This is a genomic window from Mesoplasma coleopterae (genome assembly GCF_002804245.1).
Classification (GTDB): Bacteria; Bacillota_I; Bacilli_A; order Mycoplasmatales; family Mycoplasmataceae; genus Mesoplasma; species Mesoplasma coleopterae.
Window position 1 is genome coordinate 248,508 of sequence record NZ_CP024968.1, and the last position, 13,444, is coordinate 261,951.

The window sequence follows — 13,444 nt, forward strand, 5'->3', positions numbered from 1 at the left end:
AATTTATTGGAGGTAAATAACATGAATAATACAAGAACATTAGAAGGAGCTTCAAAAGCAATGAGTAATAAAAACGATATTTGAAAAAATGAAGCTCTAGTATCAGCTTTAAAAACAATTGAAAAGAATTATGGGAAAGAAGCATTGGTAGTTTACAATGAGGGCGATGATATGGATCATGATGTTATTTCATCAGGTTCATTTTTAATTGACCAAGCAATTGGAATTGGTGGTTATCCTAAAGGCAGAGTAGTTGAAATATTTGGTCCTGAATCATCTGGTAAAACCACACTTGCTTTACACGCAATTGCAGAAGCTCAAAAACAAGAGGGTGTTGCAGCATTTATAGATGCTGAACATTCACTTGATTTAAATTATGCTAAAAAAATAGGTGTAGATGTTAATAATCTACTTGTTAGTCAACCATCATATGGTGAAGAAGCATTGGATATATTAGAAACCCTAGTGAAATCAAATTCAGTAAGTCTAGTTGTTGTTGATTCAGTTGCTGCTTTAGTACCTAAAACTGAATTAGAAGGTGAAATGTCTGAACAATCAATAGGATTACAAGCTAGAATGATGTCAAAAGCATTGAGAAAACTAAACGGAGCAATTTCAAAATCAAAAACAACAGTTATTTTCATTAACCAATTAAGGGAAAAAATTGGAATAATGTTTGGTAACCCAGAAACAACTACTGGTGGAAGAGCATTAAAATTCTTTTCAACTTTAAGAGTAGAAGTTAGAAAAGGTGAATCATTAATCGAAAATGGTGTAGTAGTTGCTAATAAGGTGAAAGTTAAAATTGTTAAAAATAAAGTAGCAGCACCATTTAAACAAACATTGATTACTATAGGATACGACAAAGGAATAGAACGCACTAATGAAATAATTGAATTAGCAACTCTTTATAATATCTTAGACAAATCAGGCGTTTGATATTCTTATGAAAAAGAAAAAATAGGTCAAGGTAAGAATGCTGTTAAAGAATGATTAAGCAAAAATCCAGAAAAAGCAATTAAAATTGAAACTGAATTAAAAGAGTACATTGAAAAAGCATAAATATATCTTATTTAAAAACTATAATTTTTTAGCGTTTATTTTAAAGTATAATATATATGTGTCTAATCAACACACTTAAATAAGGAGTAAAAATGGGAACTATTATAGGACTGATAATTGTTTCAGTAGCCTTTGTAGTAACACTATGCTCATTGCTTTATATATTGACTTCTAAATCACAAAAAGTCTTAAATGCAAAAAAGATTAAAGAAGCTAAAAATGAAAGAAAAAAAATTCTCTCAGACACATATAGAGAAATAAATGAACAAAAAAAGTTATTTGAAGATAAACTTCAATTTGAAAAAAATAAATTAGAGATAGCTAAACAAAATATTGAAAATGAAAGTAACTTATTAATCAAAGAAAGAACTATTATTAATAAGCAACAAGAAACTCTTGATCTTAAAAATATAGACTTAGATAAAAGAATAAAAGATTATTCTGATAGAAGAGAAGAACTTATTAAAAGATTAGAAGTTATAAGTAATATGACAAGTTTTGAAGCTAAAGCAGAGTTGATGAAAAATGTTGAATCAAAAATTCAATACGAAATCGTGAGTCAAATAAAACAAGCAGAAAATTTAGCTCATTCAAGAGCTAAAGAAATATCAAATAGTATTATATTATCTGCAATGGAAAGATTTAAAACTGATATTGTTAATGAAAAAACAACAAATTTAGTTAAGCTTCCAAACGATGATATTAAAGGTTGAATTATTGGTAAAGACGGTAGAAACCTTAAAACTTTTGAACAGTTAGCTGGAGTTGAAATAATTATCGATGATACACCTGAAGTTGTTACAATTTCGTCATTTAATCCAATTAGAAGAGAAATTGCAACTAAAACTTTAGAAAAATTATTAATTGATAAAAGAATTCAACCAATAAAAATTGAAAAAGAATTAAAAAATCAGGAGATATTAATTGATCAAACAATTTTAGAAATAGGTTATCAAGTAATGGACGAACTGGGTATTCATGATATGGATAAAGAGTTAGTTAAATTAGTAGGTAAACTTAAATATAGAACTAGTTATGGTCAAAATGTTTTACTGCATTCTGTTGAAGTTGCAAAAATTGCATCAAGTATCGCATCTGAACTTGGGTTAAATGCTAAACAAGCTTTACGCGCAGGATTATTACACGATATTGGTAAAGCAATAGATTTTGAAAAAACAGGAAGTCATGTATTCTTAGGCGTTGAAGCAGCAAGAAAATATGGCGAAGAAGATGTAATTATTAATTCAATAGAAGCTCATCATGAAGACGTAGCTAAAGAAAGCGAAATAGCTGTTATTGTAGCTATTGCTGATGCTATCAGTGCTTCAAAGCCTGGAGCTAGAAATAATTCAATTGAAGATTTCATTGTAAGAATGAAAGAAATTGAAAAAATTGGTAATAAGATTCCAGGTATATCAAAAACTTATGCTTTCCAAGCAGGAAGACAAATTAGAGTTATTGTTGATCCAGTAACAACTGATGATAAAGATCTTGCAGGAATATTGGAAACTCTAAAAAATGACTTAAAAAATAGTGTTATTATTCCAGGAGAAATAACAATTACGGCTATTAGAGAAAAAAGAGAAATCTTAATATTTAATTAAAAAGGTTGCTTAACCTTTTTTTGTTTGTCTAAAAGTTTTAAAATTATATAAATAAGAAAAATGAAGGTAATATTATGAAATTTGCAACAATTGGAACAGGATGAATAGTTAAGGAATTTTTAGAAGCAACAAGAGAATTTACAGAGCTTGAATATACTATTTGTTATAGTAGAAAATATGAAACAGCAGCTAAGTTTTTAAGTGAAATAAATTATATTAATACAAAAATCATTACTGACTTAAATAAACTTGCAAAATCTGATTGTGATTTTGTTTATGTAGCTTCTCCAAATGGTTTACATTATGAACAAACTAAACTTTTATTAAATAATTTTAAAAATGTTATTTTAGAAAAGCCTGCAACTTTTAAACCTACAGAAATTATGGAATTAAAAGAATTAGCAAATAAAAATAAAGTAATACTAATGGAGGCAACAAAGTCAGTTCACATTGATGAAATAGAAATATTAGAAGACTTTATTAAAAATAACAATGTTAATTCAGCGGTTTTTAATTTAAATCAGTATTCAAGCAGAATGAATGATGTTAAAAATGAAATATTTAATTCGGTTTTTGATTTTAATTTAGGTAAAGGATCTTCATTTGATTTAAATGTTTATCCTGTTGAACTAGCAATAAAACTATTTGGAAAAGTTAGAGATGTTAAAGCTGTAAATCTTAGATTGAAAAATGGAGTAGGAATCTTAAATCATTCAATTTTACTTCACAATAATGGAATAATCACTTCAATAACATGTTCAAAAAATAATTTTCAATCAATAAATTCACAAATATTTGCTGAAGACAAAAATATTGAAATTAAAAATATTACTTCAATTGATGAATTTACAATTAATAATTCTATTTTAAGGGTTGCACCTCTTAATATTAAAATTTCTAAGAGTAACGCAATGTGATATGAAATAAGAGATTTTGTTAATTTAATAATGAATAAAGATTTTGAAAAAATGAATTATTGACTTGATATAACAATCGAAACAATAAGAGTCCTTGAAATTATTGAAAACATTAACTAGGTTAATTCTAAAAGATGTAAGTAAATAATTCATAATACTTTATAATTATTAGTATGAATAAAGAAATAATATTACAAATAGTAAAAGAAAATAATGAGATGATATCAATAAACAGTTTAGCTTCAAAGCTAAACTATTTTGATTTTCCTATATTAGAAAATGTGTTAAATGAATTGAATGAAGAAAATGCAATAGCGCTTACAATTGAAAAAAATATTTATTTATTGGGAGGAAGTTACAAAAAAGGAAATTTAAGAATGAATCCAAAAGGTTTTGGATTTGTTAATGACGTATTACAGCCAGAAGAAGAAGCTTATTTTGTACCACCAGTTAGTTTGAACGGGTGTTTTGATAGTGATGAAGTTATATTTAAAGTTATTAAAGAACAAGATAAAACAAGAGCTGAAATTCTAGAATTATGTTTAAGAGTTAAAGAGTTTTTAATTGGTGAAATAGTTAGAAGTTATGATGGTAAATTTTTAGACTTTATTCCTAGTGATCAAGCCTTTACTGGATTTAGAATTAGAATTTTGAATAAACAAGAATTTCCTATTCAAGAATATCAAATAGTTAAAGCAAAAATAATTTCAGTTAAAGATAGGTTAATGTTTGTTAGATTAAAAAAAGTTATCGGTGATGCTAGAAAAGCAAGTGACAGAATTTTATCAATAGCAGAAGAATTTGAAATTAGAACTGAGTTTGAAAAAGCAACTTTAAAAGAAGCAGAAAGAGTTAATATTGCTGTTGATAAAGAAGTCGATGAAATTAATAGAAGAATGAAACATTCATTACTTGAAAAAATGGTTGTTACAATTGATGGTATTGATTCAAAAGATTTGGATGATGCTATATGTGTTGAAAAATTAGATAATGGTGAATTTAAATTATATGTAGCTATCGCTGATGTAAGCCATTATGTAAAACCAAAAACACCACTAGATAAAGAGGCATTAATAAGAGGGAATTCTACGTACTTAGCAAATAGAGTTTTACCGATGTTACCAAAAATTTTAAGTGATGATTTATGTTCATTAAATCCTAATACTAAAAAATTTGCATTAGCATGTGAAATGAAGTTTGATAAAAATGGAATTATGATTAGTAAAGAAATTTATGAAACAATTATGATCTCAAAAGTGAGATTAAATTATAATGAAGTTAATGAATATATCGCAAACAAATCTTGGAATCATTGTGATGAATCAAAAACAATGATTGATCAAGCTATTGAATTATTTAAATTAATTGAACAGGTTAAAATAAAGCGTGGAACTATTACATTTGATGTACGTGAACCAAAAGTTATAATGGATGAAAATAGTAATGTTATTGAAATTAAGGCAAGACAAACAGGTGAATCTGAAAAATTAATTGAACAATTTATGGTTAGTGCAAATGAAGCAGTTGCTGAAATAGTTTATGAAATGGAATTGCCATTTATTTATAGAAATCATGATAAACCCGATGAAGAAGATTTAATTACTTGATATCAATCACTTAAATCATTCGGGATTGACCCTAAATTAACTCCAGCAGAAATGCTAGATCCTTTAAATATCAATAAGACATTAAAACGCATTAGCGAACAAACAAAAGATCCTATCGAAGAAGAGTTATTGAACTTATCACTTCTAAGATATATGGCTAAAGCTAAATATGAGTTAGAAAATATTGGTCATTTTGGATTGTCAAGTCAATGCTATACTCACTTTACTTCTCCAATCAGAAGATACAGTGACTTAATTGTTCATCGATACTTAAAACAATATGTAATTAATAAAAATTATGATAAAAAAGCATTGGAAATAAATGAAGCATTTGTTAAGAAAGCATCAGTTATTATTAACGAAACTGAAACAACTAGTGTTGATTGTGAACGTGAAGTTGTCAAAGCATGTACAGTTGAGTACATGAGTGATAAAATCGGTAATATATATGAAGGAACAATATCGGTAGCTTTAAAATTTGGTATTTTTGTGCAACTAGATAATATGGTTGAAGGTTTAGTCCATATTTCAAATCTAGAACCAAACATAGTTTATGATGAAACAAATAAAATTTTAATTAAGCATGATAATACATTCTACAGAATGGGACAAAAAGTTAAAATTAAAGTTATAAGTGCTGATATAAGAAAAAGAAAAATTGACTTTATTTTAGTTAAATAAAAGTAAGGAGGTTCTTTTTATGGGTGAGCATGTTATTGCACTAAATAAGAAAGCTAGATTTAATTATGAAATACTTGAAACTTGAGAAGCAGGAATCGAACTTTACGGTCCTGAAATCAAATCAATTAGAAACCATGAGGCAAATATTGCTGAGGCTTTTATTCTTATAAGAAAAAAAGAAGCCTTCTTAATAAATGCAAATATAAAAAAATACGATTATGCAAATTTTGTGAAGGGTATTGATCCTTTAAGAACAAGAAAATTATTATTACATAAAAGAGAAATAAATAAAATTTTAAAAAGAGTAATGTTAGAGAAATTGACTATAGTGCCTTTAAAACTTTATTTAAAAGGTAACTATGCTAAATTAGAAATTGGTCTTGGTCGTGGTAAAAAAATGCACGATAAGCGAGAAACAATTAAAAAAAGAGATAGTGAAAGAAAAGAAATGCGTAAATATAAATATTAGGAGAAGAATATGGATAGACAACAAACTATTGGATTAATTATTTTATTAATAGGTTTAGCATTTTTTATAGTTTTTGGTTTAGCAGCACTATTTTATAAAAGAACTATTAAAAAGTCTGATGAATTTTTAACTGAAAAAAAACATATTGGTATGTGAGAATTTACAAAAACAAATTTTACACTTTTTCTTTCTTTATTTGGTTTAGTATTAGCAATTACAGGATTAATATTTTTAATCTAAAGGAGTAAAATGGAAAATAACACAAATATAAATTCTTTCCCATCTTGAGGAATAGCAATTTTAATAGTAGTATTTATCGTAGCGTTAATTATTGCTTGTTGAGGTTTTTTGTCAGGCTTTAATTTAAAAAGAAAACATTCTACAACTTCTTCTTCAATTGTTTGAAATGAATTATTTATGAACAAAAAGGCAATTAAATTTGATCAAACTTTTGATATTAACAAAGGTATATTTGCTTTAACATTTGCTAAAGTTGAAAAAAATGATTTTTTCCTGCCCATATACATATTTGAGACTGATGATTATAAACGTGAATCAAAAGAATTAATTTTAAAAATAATTGAAAATAAGTTTGAAATTATAAATAATTACATGAAAGAAAATAAAAAAACAGTTAAAGAAATATTCTTTGTGCAACTTGAAGAAATAAATTCAAAAGTTAAAAAAGAAGAGTGAATTAAAATAACTGGAAGTAAAAATAGAGGATTTAACACTTAAAGCGGTTTTGTTTGGAAGAATTTCCCAAATAAAACCTTTTTTTTTTTTTTTTGTGTAAAAATATATAATGAGGTGCAAAATGGAAACAGACAAATTATTAGGATTAATTATAATGATTATTGGTCTATTTATTATGGTGATTTTTGGTGTGTTAGCTTTTTGGGTTAAGAACAGATCAAAAATTCACGATGAATTTTATAGACGAAACAAAGAGAGCCAAACTATTTGAGAATTTACTAAAAAGAATTTTCCTATTTTTTTAGCTTTATTTGGATTTGTTATGGCGTTTTCAGGACTAATGATGTTAGTCTAAGTTTTGTATTCTTTTAAAACTAAATTAAGAAAGGGAAAAAAAGATGAAAAGTTTTTCTTCTATTGAATGAAAAAGTAGCGCTAAAAACTCTTGAGAAATGTTCAAAAAGGGTTGTGGAAACATTATGCCTACACTTTCAAAATTAAGTAAGGCTTTCCTTTTACCTATTGCATTACTTCCTATTGCGGGAGTATTCTTAGGTGTAGGATCAGCTATTGCTTCAAATTCAGTCGATGGTACTTTTGGTTATTTCTTTGGTTCATTACTTAATAAAATGGGTGATGTATGTTTTGGAAACTTACCAGTACTATTCTGTATTTCAGTTGCCCTTGCATATACTAAAGACTCAGGAATTGCAGCTATTACAGCTGTTGTAGGTTTCTTAGTTATGAATGGTATGCAGGCAGCGTTATTACATACTCAACAAGCAGATTATTCTTCAATTTTTGTAACTATTGATGGTAAAAAAGGTTACCACCAATTGTATTCACTTATTGAAGGGACAGAAAATAAATTTGAAATAAAATGAGATACTCTAGATTTTAACCTTCAAGATATAACAGGATATTTTACAAAAAATAATGATCTTTACACTCCAGTTAATTCAAATCGTGAATTAATTGACGCAGCTGGATCAGTTTACTATTCATTATTATGAATTAATAAAATTCCTAATGGATTAATAACATCAAATATTGGGGTTAATTCATTAAATACAGGAGTATTTGCAGGTATATTTGTTGGTGCTATTGCGGCCAAATGTTACAATAAGTTTCACCAAACTCAATTACCATCAGCAATTAGTTTCTTTAGTGGAACAAAACTGGTTCCAATTGTAACTTTCGTTGCTGTTATTCCTTTATCATTTATTTTTATGTTTATCTGACCATATGTTGGTATGGGATTAGCTGCATTTGGTTCAGCATCTGGTGACTTACCTGGTGGATTAGATTCATTTATCTATGAAATTGCTGAACGTTCACTAGTTCCTTTTGGACTACACCATGTATTTTATGCACCACTATGATGAACAAATGCTGGTGGTTCAATTGCCGAAGCATTTAATAGATATGATTTAGCAGGTTTAGAAGTTGGATCAGCTAAATACAATGAATATGTTAAAATTCAAACTGAATTCGTGAATATCTGAATTGGTAATCATGTAGGTACAGCGGTTTCTTGAGGTCTTGTTACAATCGGTGATGATGGTAAAATAACTAATATTTTCACTGACCATACTCAGGCGTTTTTAACTATTAAAACAAATATTTCTAATCAATTCCCTGAATTATGAAAATCAATGGGTGATCAAACTATGGCATATTCAGTTATCGCAAAAATTAATATATTAAACTTTACAGATCTAGAAGCTTTAGGATTAAACATTGGTAGATTCCAATCAGGTAAATTCGGATTTATGTTATTAGGATTACCAATGGCTGGATTAGCTATGTGATTAAACGTACCTAAAGAAAACAGAAAAGAAGTTATGGGGATTTATTTCTCAGCAGCCTTTACTTGTTTCTTAACAGGTATTACAGAACCAATCGAATATACATTCTTATTCTTAGCACCTTGATTATTCTATGGTGTACATATGCCTTTAGCAGCTATTTCATTCTTATTTGCTGGGTTATTCAAAACTCACGTATCAATGACTGTTTCTGGAGGATTTATTGATTACATCGTATTCGGAGTTATCCCTTACTTTGGATCAAAAGCAATGTCAGCTAAATCAGCATTTGCAATATTAGGAGTTTCAGCCGCAATGGCACCTGCTTACTTCTTCGGATTCTACTTTGCAGTAAAATACGGAAATGTTATGGTACCGGGTCGTGATGGAAGTTCAAATGTTCAATTAGCAACAAAAGCTGATTATAAAGCATCAAAAGGATTAAATGTTGATGGAAGCAAAATTGAAGACGGAAAAACTTCAAAAGCATCTGCTAAAGACGCTGTTGAAGAAGCAAGAATTCAAAAAGCTACAAAAATCATTGAATTCTTAGGTGGAGAAGCAAACATCGTTGACGTTGATGCATGTGCTAGTCGTTTACGTTTAACTGTTAAAGATGGATCTTTAGTTGATAAAGATGGAATTATTTCTTTAGGTGGAGCTACTGGAGCTCTAATTAGAGGAACAAACGTACAAGTTGTTTATGGTGGTGAACAAGAAGCTATCAAACCTCGTATGATTAAAATCTTAGATGAACAAAGAAAAGCAAAAAAATAGTTTAATTTCTAAAAGAGACATTGTTATAAATTGTCTCTTTTTTTGTTTTTAAGAATATAATAATAAATATAAATATAGGTGGTTATATGAATTGAAATAATACGCAGATAAAATTAAGGGAATTTATTAATCATAATTTATTTAATGGATTAGTTATTAAGATAACAAAAGATAATGAAGACATTTATTTTGAAAACTTTGGATATTCAGATAAGGAAAATGAAATTAAAATTCAAAAAGATAATATATTTGCGTTATATTCCATGACAAAACCTGTGACTGTTGTAGCTTGTTTATTATTGATTCAAAGAAATCAATTATCACTTGAAGAACCAATAAAAAAATTTTATTCTGACTTTAATGAAAAAATTAAAATTAAGCATTTATTAAATATGACGTCAGGATTAACTTATTTTTGGAATAATTCTGATAGTGGAAAAGAAATTAAAAATGCTTTTGATTTAGTTGAAAATGAAAATATAACCTTACAAAAATTTTGTGAGAAAGTCAGCAAGTCAAAAGTTATATCAGAACCAGGAACTGAATGACATTATGGAGTATCTCTTGATATTATTGGTGGTATTATCGAAAAAGTAACAAATCAACCTTTTAATGAATTCCTTGAAGAAAATATATTTTCAGTATTAGAAATGAAAGATACGGCATTCTATGTTAAAGATTTAGAACGCAAAACAAAAGTATATGACTTTAAAAAAAGTATTGATGGTAATAAATTAACAGCAAATGATAATTTTCATTTCTTAATGCCTTTTACAAATAAACAACCATTAGCATCACTAGGCGGAAGCGGTTTATTCTCAACAGCTAGTGATTATGCAAAATTTTTAAATTTTTTAATTGATGGAAAAATCAATGGAATTCAATTCTTAGAAAAAGAACTACTTGATTTAATGAGAAGTGATCAACTAAAGGAAATAAAAGATTCATTTAAATGAACATTCAACAAAGACTATTCATATGGATACGGTGTTAGAGTTAGACTAAAAAATGATTTGCACCCTTTAACTGAAATTGGTGAGTTTGGTTGAGACGGTGCTTTAGGTAGTGCTGGACTTGTCGATCCAAAAAATAATATAACAATGACTTTTTTGAGCTCTAGCTACCCTGGTAATAATAAAATTGTTCAAACAGAGTTATTTGATGCAGTGTATAAAGACTTGAGAGAACTTAATATAATAAAATAAAAACCTAGTTATTTCTAACTAGGTTGTTTTTCTTAATAAATGGTGGAGATGGTGGGAATCGAACCCACGTCCAAAATACCAAATCATATAAATTCTACAGTTTAGATAATTTTCTAATTTGCTATATTAAATAAAACTATCAAAAGATTAATATAACATTCGTAATTGAGTTTCAAAATTATTTATTACGATCATAATTTCTATTGGAATAGGTATATACAATAATTAACAGATTCCAACACTGTTAAAAATTGCCAAACGTTATATTTTTATATTGAAAGTCAAATTAAGCGAAAGCGTAATTTGCTTGTCCAGCATTTAACATAAATGTTGGAACTTCGTTTGTTTTTTCTTCGTTTTTGTTTGCATTTTATCAAACCTAGAAGTCTTATGGTCTACCACACCACTGCTATTATATGACCAGAGTATCCTGTCGAAACCAGGACATCCCCATATTTTTATTATACAATATATTAATAAGAAGTTCATGAAAGGTAAACTATGTTGAAACTAGATCATATTGAAGAAATGCTTGAGAAAGCTTTAGAAGAAAAAGATGTTAAAAAAATAAGAAGTATTTCTAAAGAATTCCAATTTGTAGACTTTGCTGAAGCAATGGAACAATTCGAAAGCAAAAAGGTATTAAAAATATTTAGATTATTAGAACTTGAAGAAGCTGCTGAAATTTTTACATACTTAGATTCAGAACATCAAGAATATATAATTGAAGCTTTCACTAATACTGAAATTCAGGAAATCTTGGATGAACTTTATACTGATGACATTATTGACTTAATTGACGAAATGCCAAGTGAAGTTGTTAAAAAGATTTTGAAAGCAACAACAAAAGATGTAAGGAAAGAATTAAACAATATTCTTAAATATAAAGAACATACTGCAGGAGCCATAATGAGTATCAATTTTACTGAGTTAAAGGCAGATAACACAGTAGAAATGGCAATTAAGGCTATTAAACGTCGTCATGATGATTATGATGAGATAGATGACTTATTTATTATTGATGAACATAATAAATTGTTAGGTTGAATTGAATTAAAACAATTACTAATTAATAGTCCAAAAACAAAACTTGGAACAGTAATGAATTCAAAAATTGTTAACGTTAATGTAGAGATGGACCAAGAAGAAGTTGCAAACTATTTTAAACGTTATGACATAAACACTTTACCTGTTGTTAATAAAAATCAACAATTAGTTGGTATTATAACTGTTGATGATGTTATTGATGTATTAGTTGAAGAATCAACTGAAGATATTCAAAATTTTGCAGGAATTGATGCTGATGATGTAGAATCAGATTATTTTGAAACAAGTATTTTCAAAATGTACAAGTCAAGAGTTGTTTGATTATCAATTTTATTACTAATTGGAGTAATTACTCACGTAATTATGTTATTAATGTTTAATTTAGTTGAAGGCTTAAAAGATTTACCATCGGGTAAAGAAGTAATTATGATGATTCCAATATTAATTGTTTTAGCTGGAGTATCAGGAAATATTGCTAACCAATCATCTCTAATGATGATTAGATCATTAGCCTTAAATCAAGTTCATAAAAAAGAAATTAAAACAATATTTGGAAAAGAATTATTAGTTGGATTCTTATTAGGCATTACATTAGCATTTATAAATGTAATTAGATTACTAATAATTTATGCAGTTCAAGAAGGTGGAACAATTAATCATAGTGAATGAATGGTTATTTTATTTTCAACACTTGGAATACTTGTTGTTGTTATGTTAGCTAACTTATTAGGTATTTTACTGCCATTATTATTGAAGAAGATTAAAAAAGATCCAACAATTGCATCATCACCATTAATTACTAGTCTGGTTGATATTTTGTGTGTACTTGTATTTATAGGGTTTGCATTAATTATAGTTTAGGAGAAAATATGAGATTAAGAAATAAACCTTGGGTAAAGGAATATTTAGAAAATAACAGTAAATATTTAATTAAATGAGATAAAGAATCAAAAATTAATTTAGCTGATTTATTTGAAAATACAAAACAACCTGTTCATTTAGAGATTGGCTGTGGTAAAGGTAACTTTATTACAAATCATGCATTAAAAGAAGAAAATATTAACTTTATTGGAATGGAAAAAGAAGAGACCGTTGTTGGAGTTGCACTTAAAAAAACTTTAACAGAGTTTAATCAAAAAAACCGAGAAGTGACTAATTTAAAATATTTTAATGATTTTGCTGAGGATTTGTCTGACATATTTGCACCATCATCAATTGATAAAATTTATTTAAATTTTTCTGATCCTTGACCAAAAGCGAGACATGCTAAAAAAAGACTAACATACAGGACCTTTTTAGATATCTATGCAAATATTATTAAATCAAATGGAATTTTGGAATTTAAAACTGATAATGATGGTCTATTTTCATTTTCCTTAGAAGAAATTTCAGAAAATAAAAATTGAGAATTAATTTATCAAACAACGGATTTATATTCTGATCAAACTGCTTTAGAAAATAATATTCCAACTGAATATGAAACTAAATTTCATAATATTGGAAAAAACATTAATAAATTAATAATTAAAAAAACCTTTTAATTAACTTGGAGAAATCCAAGTTTTTTTGTT

Annotated in this window: 12 protein-coding genes and 1 other RNA gene; 12 read left to right on the plus strand and 1 reads right to left on the minus strand. The window is 27.3% G+C overall.

Features of this window, described 5'->3' with window-relative positions; genetic code table 4:
- The first annotated feature begins 21 nt into the window (after positions 1-21).
- The 10 genes from recA (at position 22) to MCOLE_RS01205 (ending at position 10,826) form a co-directional block, all read left to right on the plus strand.
- Positions 22-1,062: a recombinase RecA gene (gene recA / locus MCOLE_RS01160; protein ID WP_100670716.1), complete on the plus strand. Its 1,041-nt coding sequence runs from the start codon at positions 22-24 to the stop codon at positions 1,060-1,062.
- Between the two features lie 92 nt (positions 1,063-1,154).
- Positions 1,155-2,666: a ribonuclease Y gene (gene rny / locus MCOLE_RS01165; protein ID WP_100670718.1), complete on the plus strand. Its 1,512-nt coding sequence runs from the start codon at positions 1,155-1,157 to the stop codon at positions 2,664-2,666.
- A gap of 74 nt (positions 2,667-2,740) precedes the next feature.
- The gene (locus MCOLE_RS01170; protein WP_100670720.1) at positions 2,741-3,703 is read left to right on the plus strand and encodes a Gfo/Idh/MocA family protein; all 963 of its coding nucleotides are present in this window, start codon (positions 2,741-2,743) and stop codon (positions 3,701-3,703) included.
- A gap of 53 nt (positions 3,704-3,756) precedes the next feature.
- Complete coding sequence (gene rnr / locus MCOLE_RS01175; protein WP_100670722.1) at positions 3,757-5,871, plus strand: ribonuclease R; 2,115 nt, start codon at positions 3,757-3,759, stop codon at positions 5,869-5,871.
- A 19-nt stretch (positions 5,872-5,890) separates the two neighbouring features.
- Entirely contained in the window at positions 5,891-6,340 is a 450-nt protein-coding gene (gene smpB / locus MCOLE_RS01180; RefSeq protein ID WP_100670724.1) for an SsrA-binding protein SmpB, read from the plus strand.
- Positions 6,341-6,349: 9 nt separating this feature from the next.
- A complete protein-coding gene (locus MCOLE_RS01185) occupies positions 6,350-6,580 on the plus strand; it encodes a hypothetical protein (RefSeq protein ID WP_100670726.1) in 231 nt (76 codons plus the stop codon).
- A 9-nt stretch (positions 6,581-6,589) separates the two neighbouring features.
- Positions 6,590-7,078: a hypothetical protein gene (locus MCOLE_RS01190; RefSeq protein ID WP_100670728.1), complete on the plus strand. Its 489-nt coding sequence runs from the start codon at positions 6,590-6,592 to the stop codon at positions 7,076-7,078.
- A gap of 79 nt (positions 7,079-7,157) precedes the next feature.
- Positions 7,158-7,391 (plus strand): hypothetical protein, encoded by a 234-nt coding sequence (locus MCOLE_RS01195; protein WP_164703805.1) that lies wholly within the window; start codon positions 7,158-7,160, stop codon positions 7,389-7,391.
- A 43-nt stretch (positions 7,392-7,434) separates the two neighbouring features.
- Positions 7,435-9,621, plus strand: coding sequence for a PTS transporter subunit EIIC (locus tag MCOLE_RS01200; protein WP_100670730.1), 2,187 nt, complete (start codon positions 7,435-7,437; stop codon positions 9,619-9,621).
- A gap of 86 nt (positions 9,622-9,707) precedes the next feature.
- The gene (locus tag MCOLE_RS01205) at positions 9,708-10,826 is read left to right on the plus strand and encodes a serine hydrolase domain-containing protein (protein WP_100670732.1); all 1,119 of its coding nucleotides are present in this window, start codon (positions 9,708-9,710) and stop codon (positions 10,824-10,826) included.
- 40 nt (positions 10,827-10,866) lie between these two features.
- Here MCOLE_RS01205 and ssrA read toward each other — a convergent pair.
- Positions 10,867-11,278: a transfer-messenger RNA gene (ssrA, locus tag MCOLE_RS01210) on the minus strand.
- Positions 11,279-11,327: 49 nt separating this feature from the next.
- Here ssrA and mgtE point away from each other — a divergent pair.
- Both mgtE and trmB read left to right on the plus strand, forming a co-directional pair.
- Positions 11,328-12,734: a magnesium transporter gene (gene mgtE, locus MCOLE_RS01215; protein WP_100670734.1), complete on the plus strand. Its 1,407-nt coding sequence runs from the start codon at positions 11,328-11,330 to the stop codon at positions 12,732-12,734.
- An 8-nt stretch (positions 12,735-12,742) separates the two neighbouring features.
- A complete protein-coding gene (trmB, locus tag MCOLE_RS01220) occupies positions 12,743-13,414 on the plus strand; it encodes a tRNA (guanosine(46)-N7)-methyltransferase TrmB (protein ID WP_100670736.1) in 672 nt (223 codons plus the stop codon).
- The last annotated feature ends 30 nt before the right edge of the window (positions 13,415-13,444 follow it).